Origin of the sequence: Sulfurimonas indica, assembly GCF_009192995.1 — a bacterium.
GTDB classification, from domain to species: Bacteria; Campylobacterota; Campylobacteria; order Campylobacterales; family Sulfurimonadaceae; genus Sulfurimonas; species Sulfurimonas indica.
Window position 1 is genome coordinate 1 of record NZ_SDID01000021.1, and the last position, 16,383, is coordinate 16,383.

Annotated in this window: 14 protein-coding genes and 2 pseudogenes; 12 read left to right on the forward strand and 4 right to left on the reverse strand. The window is 37.3% G+C overall.

Features of this window, described 5'->3' with window-relative positions:
• From ES948_RS08940 to ES948_RS08955, 4 genes are all read left to right on the forward strand, one after another.
• A partial coding sequence (locus tag ES948_RS08940) for a beta strand repeat-containing protein (protein ID WP_152184604.1) occupies positions 1-3,834 on the forward strand: 3,834 nt, incomplete at its 5' end.
• A 59-nt stretch (positions 3,835-3,893) separates the two neighbouring features.
• Positions 3,894-4,568: a response regulator transcription factor gene (locus tag ES948_RS08945; RefSeq protein ID WP_152184605.1), complete on the forward strand. Its 675-nt coding sequence runs from the start codon at positions 3,894-3,896 to the stop codon at positions 4,566-4,568.
• 110 nt (positions 4,569-4,678) lie between these two features.
• Entirely contained in the window at positions 4,679-4,930 is a 252-nt protein-coding gene (locus ES948_RS08950) for a hypothetical protein (protein WP_152184606.1), read from the forward strand.
• 65 nt (positions 4,931-4,995) lie between these two features.
• Positions 4,996-5,208, forward strand: coding sequence for a hypothetical protein (locus tag ES948_RS08955; protein WP_152184607.1), 213 nt, complete (start codon positions 4,996-4,998; stop codon positions 5,206-5,208).
• On the opposite strand, the gene ES948_RS08960 is transcribed toward ES948_RS08955, so the two are convergent.
• Entirely contained in the window at positions 5,205-6,941 is a 1,737-nt protein-coding gene (locus ES948_RS08960) for a DNA polymerase III subunit gamma/tau (protein ID WP_152184608.1), read from the reverse strand. The genes ES948_RS08955 and ES948_RS08960 overlap by 4 nt on opposite strands.
• A gap of 111 nt (positions 6,942-7,052) precedes the next feature.
• On the opposite strand from ES948_RS08960, the gene ES948_RS08965 reads away from it, so the two are divergent.
• The 4 genes from ES948_RS08965 (at position 7,053) to ES948_RS08980 (ending at position 11,289) form a co-directional block, all read left to right on the forward strand.
• Positions 7,053-8,300 carry a DEAD/DEAH box helicase gene (locus ES948_RS08965; protein WP_152184609.1) on the forward strand — a complete coding sequence of 416 codons (1,248 nt, stop codon included), beginning with the start codon at positions 7,053-7,055 and terminating at the stop codon, positions 8,298-8,300.
• Between the two features lie 72 nt (positions 8,301-8,372).
• Complete coding sequence (locus ES948_RS08970; RefSeq protein ID WP_152184610.1) at positions 8,373-9,722, forward strand: MurL-like N-terminal domain-containing; 1,350 nt, start codon at positions 8,373-8,375, stop codon at positions 9,720-9,722.
• A complete protein-coding gene (murD, locus tag ES948_RS08975) occupies positions 9,694-10,956 on the forward strand; it encodes a UDP-N-acetylmuramoyl-L-alanine--D-glutamate ligase (RefSeq protein ID WP_188109496.1) in 1,263 nt (420 codons plus the stop codon). The genes ES948_RS08970 and murD overlap by 29 nt, the downstream gene beginning before the upstream one ends.
• 3 nt (positions 10,957-10,959) lie before the next feature.
• The gene (locus tag ES948_RS08980; RefSeq protein ID WP_152184612.1) at positions 10,960-11,289 is read left to right on the forward strand and encodes a thioredoxin family protein; all 330 of its coding nucleotides are present in this window, start codon (positions 10,960-10,962) and stop codon (positions 11,287-11,289) included.
• Positions 11,290-11,302: 13 nt separating this feature from the next.
• On the opposite strand, the gene rho is transcribed toward ES948_RS08980, so the two are convergent.
• Both rho and ES948_RS11230 read right to left on the reverse strand, forming a co-directional pair.
• A complete protein-coding gene (gene rho, locus ES948_RS08985; protein WP_152184613.1) occupies positions 11,303-12,652 on the reverse strand; it encodes a transcription termination factor Rho in 1,350 nt (449 codons plus the stop codon).
• A gap of 180 nt (positions 12,653-12,832) precedes the next feature.
• Positions 12,833-12,968: pseudogene (locus ES948_RS11230) on the reverse strand (methyl-accepting chemotaxis protein); the annotation flags it as partial.
• A gap of 944 nt (positions 12,969-13,912) precedes the next feature.
• Here ES948_RS11230 and surE point away from each other — a divergent pair.
• Genes surE through ES948_RS09010 form a run of 4 tightly spaced genes read left to right on the forward strand, consistent with a single transcriptional unit; the run spans position 13,913 to position 15,960 of the window.
• Positions 13,913-14,695, forward strand: coding sequence for a 5'/3'-nucleotidase SurE (gene surE, locus ES948_RS08995; protein ID WP_152184614.1), 783 nt, complete (start codon positions 13,913-13,915; stop codon positions 14,693-14,695).
• Positions 14,696-15,349 (forward strand): ThiF family adenylyltransferase, encoded by a 654-nt coding sequence (locus ES948_RS09000; RefSeq protein ID WP_152184615.1) that lies wholly within the window; start codon positions 14,696-14,698, stop codon positions 15,347-15,349.
• The gene (locus ES948_RS09005) at positions 15,342-15,725 is read left to right on the forward strand and encodes a hypothetical protein (protein ID WP_152184616.1); all 384 of its coding nucleotides are present in this window, start codon (positions 15,342-15,344) and stop codon (positions 15,723-15,725) included. The genes ES948_RS09000 and ES948_RS09005 overlap by 8 nt, the downstream gene beginning before the upstream one ends.
• Positions 15,709-15,960 (forward strand): thiamine biosynthesis protein ThiF, encoded by a 252-nt coding sequence (locus ES948_RS09010; RefSeq protein ID WP_152184617.1) that lies wholly within the window; start codon positions 15,709-15,711, stop codon positions 15,958-15,960. Before ES948_RS09005 ends, ES948_RS09010 begins: the two co-directional genes overlap by 17 nt.
• Here ES948_RS09010 and ES948_RS11235 read toward each other — a convergent pair.
• Positions 15,957-16,349: pseudogene (locus ES948_RS11235) on the reverse strand (methyl-accepting chemotaxis protein); the annotation flags it as partial. The gene ES948_RS09010 and the pseudogene ES948_RS11235 overlap by 4 nt on opposite strands.
• Positions 16,350-16,383 lie beyond the last annotated feature (34 nt).

Consider the following 16,383-nt stretch of genomic DNA (forward strand, 5'->3'; position numbering starts at 1 on the left):
AGCGATACACTCGATATCACAGTAACGCCTGTAGATGATGCCCCAACTATTGTATTAGATACTTATTCAGTGATTGAAGGTTCGACTTTAAATGCTACTTCTGTTTTAGCAAATGATAGTGATGCAGAGGGTGATGCTATTAGTGTTGTTTCTGTTGCTAGTGATGCTAATGGTTTAAATGAGCAAGTTGTTGATGGTTCATCTACCTTTACAACGGCTCTTGGTGGGACTGTTGTTATGAATAGTGATGGAACATTTACATATACTGCACCGGTACTTAATCATACAACTGATGGACAAGTAGAACAAGATTATCTTTATTATAAAGCAAGCGATGGAGCCAGTGATTCTGTATGGCAAAAAATTGAGTTGAACGTTGGAGATACTGCACCGACAGCCCTTGATGATAGTGATAGTGTAGGCTTTGGTGGTACAGCTGATGGAAATGTCATAAATGGTGATGGTGGTAATGATGTTCAAGCTGATACATTAGGAGAAGACGCTACTTCTATTATTTCTGTGACATATAATGGAACTACATACAACACTTTTGATGGTAATGGAAATATTGTCATTGATACTGACAATGGTACATTGACACTAAATCAAGATGGTACTTATAGTTATGACTCTGCTTATGCTATTGGTAGTGTGAGTGGAACAAATCAAGCAGATTGGGACAGTGCAAAGATAGATTATTATGGTATTAACAGTGGTGATCCTTTTGATGCAAACGGAAACCTGGATTTATCACTCCTTACTGCAAGTAATGCAGCAAATGTCAATTTTGATGATAATAGTGGCTTGGGTGTCAATGGAGGAAGTAGTGACACTAAAGTGGATGGTAATGAATATCTTGTCTTTGATGTCAATGGTAAAACATCTACTGCAACATTGGAACTTAGTAATTTCGGTAATAATGAAAATGTTGACTGGTATGCGTATAATGAACTTGGTGAATTAGTTGGTTCGGGAACAAAACGCGGTAATGGGAATGATACTTTAGATGTCGTTAGTAATCAAACACCGGCAAATGGTAGTGACTTTATTCGCTATATTGTGATTGACCCGGCAAGTAACAGTGAAATCAGAGTAGATAGTTTAAGTTACAATGTAGATTCTACATTGAGTATCAGTGATACATTTACATATGAGTTACAAGATGCCGATGGTGACAGTTCAAGTGCAGATTTTACTGTTAATCATGATGCAACTATTGTAGGTGTTGATGATAGTGCAACTGTTTATGAGAGTGCTTTGGCAAATGGAACTGATGCATCTTCAGATGCAGAAGTTACTACAGGCAATCTCTTTACAAATGATTTGGGTATAGGAAGCAGTGCAACTGTTGACAGTATAAATGGCACGAGTGCAAGTAATGGAGTGATTACAGTTAATACAAGTAATGGTACTTTAGTTGTCGATGCTGCTACTGGAGATTATACGTATACATTGACAAGTTCTAATCTCAATGGTGATAATGTAGTTGAGAGTTTTACATATAATATTACAGATGCGACCGGACAAAGTGCATCAGCACAACTCAATGTAAATATTGTTGATGATGCACCAATAGGCAGTGATGTTGTTCAAAATATTCAAGATACTTCTGCGAGTGCACAGACAACAAATCTTATCATCGTTCTTGACCGTTCAGGAAGTATGGCATGGGATTTAGAAGGTGATGCGGCTGGTGATGCTAACTTTAATGCGGATCAAGTGCGTATGGATATAGCAAAAGAGGCATTAAAATCTATGTTCGATTCGTATGATGACTTAGGAAATGTAAACATTAAATTTGTTGATTTTTCCGATAATGTCAATGAGTCAGCATGGTATGTAGATGATAAACAAAATGCGAATCTTTATCTTGATAATATAACTCCAAACGGAGGAACATATTATGATGATGCATTGAATGCAACAATGAATGGATATAACCCACCTGCTGCAGATAAGACATTGGTCTATTTTATCTCTGATGGTGAGCCAAACAGTGGACATGAAGTTGATGCAGCTCTGCAGACAGACTGGGAAAATTTCTTAACAAATAATAATGTAGATATCTCTTTTGGTATCGGTATTACAGAGAGTGTGAATCTAGACTCTTTAACACCGATTGCATATCCTGATACAAATGCGAATGGAGATACAGAGCCCTACGCTGTTCAAGTCCTTGATGCATTGGATCTAAAACAGACACTGCTTGATACGGTAAGTGAAGGCATAGTACAAGGGGATGCATCTATCGTCAGCGGGAGTGCTGATACAGGAATTATCCTTGGTGCAGACGGTGGACATATTGACACTGTAGTTGTAGATGGAGTAAGCTATGTATATGATGCAAATAATGCTCAACAAAGTATTACAACAAATAGAGGTGGAGTACTTGATATTGACTTTAATACAGGAGAGTATATTTATACAATTAATCCAAACGATACAGTAAGTAATGAGCAAGAGATCTTTACAATTACTGCAATTGACGGTGATGGTGATACAAAATCCATAGATTTAACAATCAACCTTGATTATGTTGCAAATATTGATGCTAACGTTGATAATATCATTACAAATGCTACAGATGGCAGCAGTGTGAGTGTTGCTTATGATGCATTGATACATAATGATACACTTTCATCAGACATGAAAGTAACAAATGTAGTTGCAGATAATGGAACAGATATCAATAGTGACAACACTGGCATAACTTTTACAGATATTGCAAATGGTGAAGCTGTTACATATACAATTTCAAATACTGATGCAAGTGTAACAGATAGTGCAAAAGCGAATGTTACTTTGCAAAACAGTGACAGTATCCGTGGTACGGCATATGATGATATTATTATCGCAAATCGTCAAAACAGTAACAATGCAGCTACACATATTGTTCTTGCAACTGTTTTATCCGGTAGCACGTATAATCAAGATAATCAGATTGGTTTTGAATTTCAAAGATCTTTCAATGGTTCAGCAATAAACTCAATAACATTTACATTGCCACAGGGTTACTTTGATACAAGTGGAAGTGGATCGACTGCTCCTTCTATAGGGGCTAGTACAGTTGGAATTGATAGCAGTGATGTGACATTTGATGCTCCTGATGGAAGTCAGACACTGACAGTTAATTTCGCACAGAACAGTTTTAGTGAAGGTGATGCTTTTTGGTTTGGTGTCGATACAGATTATATCAGTGGGAGTGCCGGTGATACAGGTGAAGATTTTGGACTGCAAGGTGTAAATGTCACTATCAACTATAGTGATGGAACTTCACAGACTGGTACATATCAGGCAAATGCAGACGGAACGTCGAGTTTACTTTTAGATGATGGGAACTCACTAATTGGTGATGCTGGAGATGATACGCTTATTGGCAATGAGAACAGTGAACTTCTTGATGGTGGTGCCGGTGATGATATGATATCTGCCGGAGGTGGTGATGATATGATAGTCTATGATATTCATGACAGCCTACTTGATGGAGGCAGTGGCAATGATACACTTATCTTAAATGCAAATGATTCCATAGATTTCGGTAATATTGATACACTGAACAATACGATAATGAATATCGAAAAAATTGATTTAAGTCAGGGAGATCATATCTTAGATAATCTCTCCTTAGATGATGTACTGGATATGACAGATACCAACAATACACTCGAAATTACAGGTGATGCTGCAGATCAGGTTAATGTTGATACAACAGGCTGGACACAAGAGAGTGCTGTTGATGATGGTACGAGTACAACATATACATATTCAAATGATGCAACATCTGACAGTATTACATTGATTGTTGATGACAATATCCAAAATACAGGTTTATAAGTGGGTAAACCTGTTTTTTTGCTACAATTTCATAAAGAAGCACAAAAGGATGGGTGAACGTGAGTGCAAATATTGTCATTGTAGAAGATGAAGAGGATTTACTAGAACTCTTAGAGTACAACCTTGCTAAAGAGGGTTTTGATATCATTGGATTTTTAAATACGAAAACAGTAGCACAGATTCTTGATGAAGAAGATATCGACCTGCTCATCATGGACAGAAATCTTCCTGGGGTGGAGGGAAGTGAGTTTGTCAAAGAGCTGCGTGAGGATGGGCTGGATGTCCCTGTCATATTTTTAAGTGCAAAAGACAGAGATGAAGATATCGAAGAGGGGTTTGAACGTGGTGGAGATGACTACATCACAAAGCCTTTTAATATGAAAGAGCTCATTTTACGTGTACGCTCCATCTTAAAAAGAACATCCAAAAAACACCATGAAGGAAAGCTTACATTCCGTGATCTGGTATTGGATAAAAGTACACGTGAGGTCTTGGTTGATGGGCAAAATGTTGAAGTAACCAAGTTGGAGTTTGATCTTTTGGTAGAGTTTATTATGAATAAAAACTCGGTACTTGAGCGTGATTATCTTTTAGAAAATGTCTGGGGAGACAGTGAAAACTATCAGTACAAAACTGTTAATGTCGCTATCAACAGACTCAAAGAAAAGATAGATCCAGATAAAAGTAAAGATTACATCCAAACAGTTCGAGGCGTTGGTTACAAGTTGTGTTAAAAATTTTTAAAGATATCTATTTCCATTTTATTCTAAAAGTCGCCTCGTTATTTTTACTTCTTTTTTTCTTTATTTATATCATCTTGCACACTGCATCAATAAATGAAAATATGCAGTGGTTCTTTATAGCCTTTGGTTTTTTACTTACATTTGGAATTGTCGCTTTTATGGCTTACAGACTTTATAGTAAACTCAAAGAAGATATAGAGTCCTTAAGTGAATATCTTAAAAAAATAGATGCAAAAGAGTATGATGCAGAGATAAAAATCATACACTATATAGACTTTTTAGAACTCTCTCTTCTCCTTAAAAATCTTGTGAAAAGAATCTATCAAAGAGAGAAAAAGTCTGCAAAAAAATAGCATAATGCAATATTTTTATCTTTCTCTTTTTTCTTGCGTTATATTTTCATCTACAGGAGCAGTAGATGAAAGATTTTCGTGCAATTATTGAAAGTTTAAGAGAATATCTGGCAAAAGACGGAAGAAAAAAGGTCTATGATAAAGATATAGCAGCACTCCTTGGAATCTCCCAAGCACACTTTGCAACAATTAAAAAACGCAATGCAACACCGTATGTAGAAATTTTAAAGTTTTGTCATAGAGAGGGACTCTCTTGTTGTGAGCTCTTTTTTGATTAAATTTTTGACTGGATTGTCACTTTTTTTGCTTCAAACAGTTCTATGGCCTTTTCTATCATAGGTTCTTTTGTAATGTTTGTTCCATCCACTTCATCCTGCACAGAAGGCTCATCACAGTTACTTACACAGCTAGCTGCACCGCCTGCTTCTATATCTTCAATAGTTGAGGCACTTTGTGCACCTTGAGGCTCGTTAGACATGCTCTCTTGTACTTGTTTTTGTACTTCTTTTTTTTGCTCTACTATCTTTTTTGAACAAGGCACACCTTTGATAACAGTTTCAAAACCAAAAGTCTCACGTACAAGCTGTTTAATGACACCATAACCATGTCTCAGTGCTTTTTTACACTCTTCATCAGCACAGCTCTCCCAAGTAAGTGTGTTGTCACTAAAAGAGATGAAATGAATTTGTGCTTTAAAACACTCTCCAAGCGCTGCATTTCTATCCGTGATTTTTGCGATGAGTTCTTGGAATATTTCTAAATCAGGGTCTGTTTTTTTCTCTTCTTCTACGATTTGAGGTGTTGGTTCAGCTGGGACTTCTTCTTGAAGACTCTCTTGCTGTGTAGCCACTACACCATTCATCTCAGGTGTACTCTCTTGTAGTTTTATCTTTACAGGTGGTGCTGTCTGGGTTGTTTCTTGCGTGAGGATATCAGGACGAGGAACATCTTTTTGAAATGACTCTATCATCTGGTCAATCTCACGGATACGAAGTGCTTCAATCATCTTGAAAAATATCATGCTCAGCACAAAAGAACCATCTGCATTAATGCTAAAGAGATATTTTGATTCACTTAAAATTCTAAAGAATCTGTCAAGAACAAGTGTTGAAAAGAGGGCATCCTGATGGTACATCTTCTCTTTTAAAAAGGCGATAAGCTCATCGACTACCATCTCGGATTCATAATCTTCAAGCACTTTTGTGTACTCTACAAGTTTTGCATAATCTTTTGCAAAAACAGCATCAAAAAGCTCAGAGATGAATTTTGGATCAACAAGTCCGAGCATATCCGTAACCGTTCGCACATCGACATGGTTTTTTGAGTAGATGATGGCCTGGTCAAGCAGAGTAAGTGTATCACGTAGACTGCCACTCCCACTTCGTGCTAAAATCTCTAAAGCATCATGTTCAAAGCTGATACCTTCAAGATTTAAAATATGTGCCAAATGGTCCACTATCTTGTTGGTAGCTATGCTTTTAAAACGAAAGTGCTGTGTACGGCTGAGAATTGTTGCCGGGAGTTTGAGTGGGTCTGTCGTTGCTAAGATAAACTTGACATATTCAGGTGGCTCTTCAAGGGTTTTCAGCAAAGCATTAAAGGCCTCTTTTGTAAGCATATGGACTTCATCGATGATAAAGATTTTATAGCGTGCGGCAGCCGGTTTGTATTTTGTCTGTTCAATGAGGTCCCGAATATCATCAATCTTACGTGAGGATGCTCCATCCATCTCGATGATGTCCATATGGCGTCCCTCTTTTGCCATTACACAGTTTGAACATTTATCGCAAGGCTGATGGCTCATCCCCTCTTCACAAATGAGAGCCTTGGCAAAGATTCGTGCAGTAGAGGTTTTACCACTCCCGCGCAGTCCTGAGAAGAGATAAGCATGTGAGAGTCTGTTTGCATCAAGAGCAAGAGAAAGAGTCTGAGCGATGGTCTCTTGACCGATAAGCTCATCAAAATTGGATGGTCGATATTTTCTCGCTAGTACTTCATGTGCTTCTCTCAACTTCTTGCTCCTTAAATAATAATAAGTGATTTTACCACGAGGTTGTTTAAGTTATGCTATTATGAATTAGAGTTCTTCAAAAGAAGTCTAATATTAATACAATGGAAATATATGTCATTCGACAAACTCGGTTTATCAAAACCACTACTACAAGCTATAAAAGAGCAGGGCTATGTCAGCCCGACACCAATTCAGCAAAAAGCAATACCCGTCATTTTAGAGGGTAAAGATATTTTAGCCGGAGCACAGACAGGCACAGGAAAAACTGCAGGATTTACACTGCCATTACTAGAACTGCTCTCACGCAAGCAGATGCCAAAAGGTAAACACTACCCAAAAGCACTTATCTTAACACCGACAAGAGAACTTGCTGCTCAGGTTGGTGAGAGTGTAGCACTTTACGGGAAACACCTCCCTTTTAAATCAACGGTCATCTTTGGTGGCGTGAAAATCAACCCACAAATCACACAGCTCAAAAAAGGAGTTGATATTGTCATCGCAACACCTGGGCGGCTGCTTGATCATCTCTCACAAAAGACGATAGATTTGCGAAAGATTGAGTTTTTAATCTTGGATGAGGCTGATAGAATGCTTGATATGGGATTTATCAATGACATAAAAAAAGTACTTAATGTTGTGCCAAAACAAAAGCAGACGCTCCTTTTTTCTGCAACATATTCAAATGAGATAAAAAAACTCTCAAACTCACTTTTAAAGTCACCTGCAGTTGTTGAAGTTGCACGTCAAAACAGATCGAGTGAACAGGTTTCTCAATCTGTTTATCATGTTGATAAAGGACGTAAACGAGAGCTTTTAACCCATCTCATAAATGAAGGAAAATGGCAACAGGTCTTGGTCTTTACCCGAACAAAACATGGTGCAAATAAGCTTACAGGCCAACTTGAAAAAGATGGCATTCCTGCTGCTAGCATTCATGGAAACAAATCACAAAATGCTAGAACAAAAGCATTGGCTGACTTTAAAAAGGGTGATGTCCATGTGCTTGTGGCAACGGATATTGCAGCACGCGGTATTGACATCGACCAACTGCCTCATGTTATCAATTATGAGTTGCCAAATGTGAGTGAAGATTATGTGCATCGAATTGGTAGAACTGGACGTGCAGGCAATGAGGGTGAAGCACTCTCACTTGTTTGTATTGATGAAGATGACTATCTTAAAAACATAGAAAAGCTGATAAAAAAAGATATCCCAAAAGTGTGGCTTAAAGGTTTTAAACCAGATCCAAACATCAAAGCTGAGCCAATTAATAAAGGTGGTGGCAGAGGACGTGGGAGAAGTGGTGGCCCACGCAACAAAACACGAAGTTCAGGCAGTAGTTCTTCTAGAAGAGGGTAAACCAGCCCTCATTTTACCTCCCTCATTACCAACTTAAGTTATAATATCTCTATTAAATTAAAAATGGCAATTATGAAAAATTTTGAGCAGTTACGAGAAGAAAATAATCAATTTATATATAAAAGTTATAAGGTTGTAGAGAGTGATGAAGAAATAGCACTTCATTTTCTTTATGAGTTGCGTGAGGGTGAGAAAGTAACACCATTTTATCATCGCATTGCACTTAAAAAAGATGTAAAAATGAGCACAGATTTTGATATGGAGACTATTGTCTTTCATATCGGTCTTGCTGAGGCTATCAGCTACTATAAAATTGCCGTTCCAAAAGAGTTTTATATTGAGTGTGGGTATCTCACGCAGCAGCAAAAAGAGTGGTTTGCTAAGCTCTACTTTAATGGTCTTGGTGAGTTTATCTACTTAAATAAGATAAATGTCACACAGGATGACTTGGTAGAGTTTATTACTGCAGATGAGCCGAAGTTTACAAAGATAGAGAGAGAAACTGAGGAACGTGCCATCATCCCAATAGGCGGAGGAAAAGACTCACTTGTAAGTTATGAGCTCTTGCGTGATGTTTTTCCTGATTCACTTCTTTTTTCTATGAACCCTATCAAAGCCTCCAAGGCAATTTTAGATAAACATCCAGATAATAGTATTGTGCTAAAACGTGAACTTGATTTAGAGAAGATTTTAGAGTTTAACAAGCGAGGCTATCTGAACGGGCATATACCATTTTCATCTATTGTTGGTTTTATCTCCATCTGGCTTGGACTGCTTTATAAAAGTCGCTATATAGTACTTTCAAATGAGTCAAGTGCCAATGAAGAGAACATCATCTATAACGGTCAAAAGATTAATCATCAATACTCAAAATCGATTGAGTTTGAAAATGATTTTCGCTGGTATATCAAAAACTTTGTAACGGATAATGTGGAGTATTTTAGCTTTTTAAGACCATTGGATGAGATTCACATTGCCAAACTATTTAGCATCTTGGCTACTGAGCACTTTTTTACATTTCGCAGCTGTAATGTTGGCAGTAAAGCGAATATGTGGTGTGGTAAATGTCCAAAGTGTCTCTTTACCTACATAATGCTTTGTAACTATATCGATGATGTGACTTTGCGTGAGATATTTGGTAAAGATATGTTGGATGATGAGGAACTGCGTGAGCTCTTTGAAGGACTTTCTCAGAGCGAAGCTGTCAAGCCTTTTGAGTGTGTGGGAACCTATGATGAGGTAAATTATGCCCTGACACAGAAGTATAAAAGCTATGATAAAGAGCAGTTGCCAAAACTGTTGCAGAACTATCAATCAAAAGAGATAGCCTATAATCTGAGAGTTGATTTTGAGGGTGAAAATAATTTGCCACAGAAGTTTAAAGAGGTGCTGCGTGAGCAAGTTGCAAAACTTCATTTCTGAGCTAGCAGCTTATAAGAAGATAGCTATTTTTGGCTATGGAGTAGAGGGAAAATCCTTTCATTCTTTTGCTCAAAAGTACTTACCACGTACAGAGATAATCATTGTTGATAAAGCTTACAATGATGAAGAAAATTATCTCAATAGACTGTGTGATGCAGAGCTGATTATAAAATCTCCTGGAATTTCACTGCATAATTTAGGCATCGATTATGATACTTACAATTTTACATCCATCACAGAGCTTTTTTTGAAACATTTTGGCTCACAAATCATTGGAGTTACCGGTACAAAAGGTAAAAGTACATTAGTAACACTCATTGATGCAATGTTGAAAAATGCTAGCAAAAAGAGTTTGTTATGTGGAAATATCGGATTGCCTCCACTAGAAATTATCGAAGATATTGATGAAAAAACAAAAGTTGTCATGGAGCTCTCATCACATCAACTCCACCATATTAATTACTCTCCGCATATTGCAATTTTAACAAATCTTTTTGCAGAGCATTTGGACTATTATAAAAGTGAAGCAGACTATTATCAAGCAAAGTTCAATATCTTTTTACATCAAAAACTAGAAGATAGCTTCATTACAAATATTGAAAACCGAGAAAAGTTTTTTAACAAAGAGCTTGTAAAGGCTGAACACTTTTATAATGTTTTTGATAAAAAACTTGCTTATCCGTGCACTTTTAATATAAAACAGGGCTATATCCACCATGCAAGTTTGCAGATTTTAGAACAGCTACGTGAGGTATTGGATATTGACGCTTCCGCATATAAAAAGAGTCTGCGTGAGTTTCAAACACTACCACACCGTCTTGAATATGTAGGCAGTGTCAATGGTGTCAGTTATATCAATGACTCCATTGCGACAATTCCCGAAGCGACAATGGAGGCGGTCAAGATTTTAAAAGATGTCGATACGCTCATCTTAGGTGGTTATGACAGGGGTGTGAGTTATGATACGCTTGCAGAGTTTTTACGTGCGAGTGGTGTAAAAAATATTATCTGCTTTTCAGATACAGGTAAGCAAATCTATGAGAAAATAAAGGACGTTAAAGGAGAAAAAAATATTTTTTACCTATATGATTTACACGAGAGTGTCGAAAAAGCAAAATATGTAGCAAAAAATATTGTACTTTTTTCTCCTGCAGCTTCAAGTTTTAATATGTACAAAAACTTTATAGAGCGGGGCGAAGCCTTTAAAAATCTCGTAAAAAACCTAAAAGGATAAAAAATGCCGTTTATTGAGATAGATGAAGAAGATTTTGATGCGATAATCGAGCGTGAGTTTGCAAAAGGACATACGGTTATACTGAAATTTGGTTCAACCTTTTGTGATGCCTGTCAATTGATGGAATTTGAACTTGAAGAGGTACATGACAGAGTTACTAAAGTCTCTATCTTAGATATAGATAGTGGTGTTTGTGGGTCTTTGGTACATCGTTTCGATATTGAACAGGTTCCGACAACACTCATCTTTAAAGATCCGTCGACACAGCTGTTGTATAAGTCAGGAATAATGTTAGCGGATGATATTGTAGATATTATCTTGCGTGAGCGATAAGAAGAGGTTACTCTTACTTATCTGTATTCATACTTTCTAAAAACTCTTCGTTTGTAGCTTTTTTACCCATAGTGTTGTAGATAAATTTCAGTGCTTCGATTTCATTATCTTGTTTATGAAGCATTTGACGTAAGATAAATACTTTCTGCAGTGTATCTTTTCCAATAAGCAGGTCATCTTTACGCGTACCAGATTTAAGGATGTCAATGGCAGGGAAGATTCTTCTGTCTGCGATTTTTCTATCAAGAACCACTTCCATATTACCCGTACCTTTGAACTCTTCAAAGATAACTTCATCCATTCTACTTCCTGTGTCAACAAGAGCAGTTGCGATGATAGTAAGGCTTCCACCATTTTCAATGTTACGTGCTGCACCAAAGAAACGCTTTGGTTTATGTAGAGCGTTTGCATCCACACCACCTGAAAGAACTTTACCGCTTGATGGAGTAACAGTATTGTAAGCACGTGCAAGACGTGTGATAGAGTCAAGTAGAATTACTACATCACGGCCAATCTCAACACGACGCTTTGCTTTCTCAATCACCATCTCTGCAACTTTTACATGGTTTTTAGCAGGCATATCAAAAGTTGAGCTGTAAACTTCCCCTTTTACACTACGTTCCATATCTGTTACCTCTTCAGGACGCTCATCAACAAGCAGAACCATTAAGTCCACTTCAGCATGATTCGCCGTAATTCCGTGAGCTATCTCTTTTAAAAGTTCTGTTTTTCCAGATCTTGGAGGTGCAACGATAAGTCCACGCTGCCCTTTACCGATAGGTGCAAACAGATCAAGCATACGACCCGTAAGCCCTTTTTCACGGTACTCTAATCTGAGTTGTTCTTCTGGGTAAAGTGGTGTCAAGTTGTCAAAAAGCGGACGTTTTTTGCTCTCTTCTGGTGGTAAGCTGTTTACCGCTTCAATCTTGATAAGTGCATAGTAACGTTCTTGGTCTTTTGGAGGACGAACCTGACCCGTTACAACATCACCGTTACGAAGAGCAAAGCGTTTAATCTGTGTGTTTGAAACGTAAGCATCATTGATAGACTCATTAAAAGATTTGTCAATTGAACGGATAAAACCATATCCGTCTTGCATAATCTCTAAAATTCCAGAGAAGAGGATATAACCACCCTGAGCAGTTTGTGCTTTTAAAATTTCAAAGATAACATCTTGGCGTTTGAGTTCATTTGGTTGTTCAATACCAAGCTCTGTTGCCATCTCTACAAGTTCTTGGATACTTTTTGTACGAAGTTCTTCAACACTTGAACCTTTTACAGGTGTATGTGTTCGTTTAGAGTTATTGTTTTTATTGTTAGGTTTTGAATTTTTACGTGCTTGTGATGAACTGTTTTCACTCATAAGTATGACTGCCTTAATTTTTTGGGATTTTGAATGTGGGAAAGGTTAAAAAGATTCTAATATCTTTTTTGATATCATAATTTTACAATAAGAGTCGCTCTATTGTCAAGTTTTACTCTTTGAGCGTTGAAATTGAGTCGACAATAGTAGAGATTTCTACTTTTGCTTCAGAGAGTGTTTTTTGTGTTCTCTCTGCTAATTTTCGTACTTCATCTGCGACAACGGCAAAACCTCGACCATGTTCACCTGCCCGTGCAGCTTCGATTGCAGCATTGAGTGCAAGCAGGTTTGTCTGGTCTGCTATATCTGCTATGGTATCTAAGACCTGATAGATATTTTTGCTTTGTTCTTGAAGTCCTTGGAGTTTTTCATCAAAGATAAAATTCTCTTCAGAAATATTCTCTTTATCTTTTCGCAATGTTTCTAGTTCCTGATAGACTTCTTCTTTCTCTTTTTGAATACTTTGGATTTTTTCTTCTAACTCTTTGATATGCTGTTCTTGTTCGACTTTTAGTGTCTCGAGCGTTTCTGTAAGCTGCTTATTTTTTTCTTCCAAAGCACTCTTTTCATACTTGATATCATTTTTTTCTTTTTCAAGCTGCTCTTTTTTTGTTTTTATGCTTTCTTCAACGGAGATGAGTTGTTCTTGGAGTTGTCTGTTTTGTTCTTGGATCTCATGAGAAAATGGTGTTGTTTCGGCAGATGTAGACGCTTTTTTTCTAAATAGTAGATATCCTGTAAAAAGACCAAGTAGCAGTGTGATAAATGAAAAAAGAGCACTGTAAAGATAAGATGTTTTTGTGACTATTTTATCTTTATAGACGATTTTGGGTGTTGCAGTGGTCTTCTTTGCCTGTTCTTTGATAAGCTTTTGTGCTTCTTCATTCATTTGAAGATAGAGCGTTCTTATCTCTTGAAGCGCTCTCTTGTCTAGATTTTTTTTGCTAGAGAGTTGGTCCAGTACACTGAGTGTTTTTGATTCAATTGATTTGAGCTTATTGGTTTGGGATTCATCGACTGAGAGTGAAGATGTAATCTTATCATGCGTTGTCAGTATAAGATAGTAAAGCGAGAGCTTCTCTTCGGGTGTCAGTTCTTTTGAGACAGCATCGACTCTTTGGTTGAGCTCTTTGTATGTTGTCTCTATGTCTGCAGCAAATAAGAAGCTTTTTAGTAAAATAAATGCAAATAGTAGTTTCATACCTAGTACTTAAGCATATTTTATACCAGAATTAACCTCTTTTTGTATAAAATATCGTCATGAATAAAAAGTATACAATTTTAGTAACAAATGATGATGGATATGAGGCAAAGGGACTCTTAAGTCTTGTAAGTGCTCTGCGTGAGCTTGATGATGTGGAAGTGACAGTTGTTGCTCCTGCAAATGAAAAATCTGCGTGTGGACACTCTCTTACTTTAACAAGGCCGCTTCGCTTTATCGGGGTTGAGGAGAACTTTTTTAAACTTGAAGATGGAACACCAACGGATTGTGTCTATCTATCACTGAGTGCAATATTTCAAGATAAAAAGCCAGACTTAATAGTAAGTGGTATAAACCGTGGTTCTAATATGGGTGAAGATATTACCTATTCAGGTACCGCTGCTGGAGCGATGGAAGGAGTGCTTCATAACATTCCATCCATCGCCATAAGTCAGGTTATGGACTTTACAAATCCAAAGGGTGACTTTACATTGGCACAAAAAACAATTAAAAAAGTTGTCACGCAGGTACGAGAAAATGGCTTTCCTTTAGGTGATAGAGAGTTTTTAAATATTAACATTCCTTTTGAGAAAAAAGAGGCTGAGATGAAGATAACCTATGCAGGGTACAGAGTTTACTCCAGTGAGGCAGAGATTCATAGAAATCCACGTGGAGAAGAACACTACTGGCTTGGTCTACATCCGTTGAACTTTAGAGCACGTGAGGGAGCAAAGGGTATGAGTGATTATGAAGCGATTCGTGACGGTTTTATCTCTATCACACCGGTTATGTTGGATCTAAGTGCCTATAAAAGTATGAAAAAATTGCAAGAGTGGCTTTAAATGAGCGGAAAATATGATCGTATAAAACTTGTTCTGCAAGATGATTTTGCAAAGCTGCAAGATGCCAATATTTTACTTTTAGGCGTTGGTGGTGTTGGAAGCTTCTGTTTAGACTGTCTCTATAGAAGTGGCGTGAAAAACATCACGATAGTTGATTTTGATACTTATGACAAGTCAAATCAAAATAGACAGATGTGGTCGGAATTGCATGAGAACGAGGTAAAGGTCGAGGCTCTTAAAAAACACTATCCAGAACTTAAAATTATTAACAAACGTATTGATGAAGCGTGGGTTATGGCGTTTGATTTTGAACCATATGATTTAGTTCTTGATGCTATTGATGATAGAAATGCCAAACTTGCTCTTGCACAAAAGTGTTATAAAAAACTTATCTCTTCTTTTGGAAGTGCGAAACGCTTAGACCCTACAAAAGTACAAGTTGGCGATATCTGGAAGAGCTATGGTGATAAATTTGGTTCAAAGATTCGATATGAGCTTAAAAAAAGAGGTTTTAAAAAGAAATACAAAGTGATATTTTCATCAGAAGAGGCACAGGTGAAAGCCAAAGGCAGTTTTATGGGTGTGACTGCGACCTTTGGTCTGACGATGTGTGCAGAGGCAATAAAAGAGATAAGGAAGCAAAAAATTGTTTGATTTTTTAGAGAGTGACTGGTTTAACATAGGTTTAGAGATATTTTTTGTGATTTTAATCTCTTATGATGTAAAAAAGTATTTTGAGACAAAAAAGCGTGAGTATATTGTCAATATTGTGCTTACCATTGCTTTTGCCATCTGGGCACTCTATCCTTATTATAACTCTTATATCGGTTGGGAAGAGAGTCAGAAAAAAGAGATGCTCTCTCACTGTAGTGGAGATGAAAACTCTACAAAACTCTGCCGTTGTCTTGATGATGCGACTTTTAAAAATTATACCTATGATGAGTATAAGGCAATAGATAAAAACGGTAGTGACTACAGAGAGTTTATCAAAGAGGCACGTGAGGATTGTTTAGATGACTCATGGTTTTGATCTCAACTCGCCGCTTGTTTGTGAAGGCATCATAGGTGATGGTTGTGGCGGTGGACGCATCTTTTTTGTCGAAGATGAAAAGTTGCAGGTCTATGATCCGCTTACGCAGGAGCGGATGGTATTGTTGTGTGAAGTAAAGTTAGTGGAGGAGATTGAAAAAGAAGGGTGTATTATCAAACTCTATTGTCAAAATGAGACAATAGAGTTTAATCTCTCTCTTTTACAGAGAGTTTAAAACTTGTTCTTTTGAATATTTTGTAGTGCTTGAGATGACATATCTTTGACACTGTTGGCTATTTCATTTACATCATGCGCTGTTTGGGCATTTTGCTTGGTTGCATTATCTACCTCTTCGGTTGTTTCATTAATCTGCAAGGCATTTGTTGTCTGCTCTTGTATGCTTGATTCAATGTCCATAATTGACTGACTTAATATATTGATGTTTGCATTGATCTCTGTGAGTGATTTTTGTGTTCGCTCTGCAAGTTTTCGCACTTCATCGGCAACAACTGCAAACCCACGACCATGCTCACCGGCACGAGCAGCTTCAATGGCAGCATTGAGTGCAAGCAAGTTGGTCTGGTCTGCAATATCTGTGATGATCTGTACAACAGATTTAATGTCATTTGACTGCGATACCACCTCATGCGCTTTCTCT

Excerpts from the sequence above, each read along its gene's own strand:
- rho (WP_152184613.1), bottom strand. The coding sequence starts at position 12,652 with ATGAGTGAAAACAGTTCATCACAAGCACGTAAAAATTCAAAACCTAAC.
- ES948_RS09010 (WP_152184617.1), top strand. The coding sequence starts at position 15,709 with ATGACTCATGGTTTTGATCTCAACTCGCCGCTTGTTTGTGAAGGCATC.
- surE (WP_152184614.1), top strand. The coding sequence starts at position 13,913 with ATGAATAAAAAGTATACAATTTTAGTAACAAATGATGATGGATATGAG.
- ES948_RS08980 (WP_152184612.1), top strand. The coding sequence starts at position 10,960 with ATGCCGTTTATTGAGATAGATGAAGAAGATTTTGATGCGATAATCGAG.
- ES948_RS09000 (WP_152184615.1), top strand. The coding sequence starts at position 14,696 with ATGAGCGGAAAATATGATCGTATAAAACTTGTTCTGCAAGATGATTTT.
- ES948_RS08955 (WP_152184607.1), top strand. The coding sequence starts at position 4,996 with ATGAAAGATTTTCGTGCAATTATTGAAAGTTTAAGAGAATATCTGGCA.
- ES948_RS08970 (WP_152184610.1), top strand. The coding sequence starts at position 8,373 with ATGAAAAATTTTGAGCAGTTACGAGAAGAAAATAATCAATTTATATAT.
- ES948_RS08965 (WP_152184609.1), top strand. The coding sequence starts at position 7,053 with ATGTCATTCGACAAACTCGGTTTATCAAAACCACTACTACAAGCTATA.
- ES948_RS08950 (WP_152184606.1), top strand. The coding sequence starts at position 4,679 with ATGCAGTGGTTCTTTATAGCCTTTGGTTTTTTACTTACATTTGGAATT.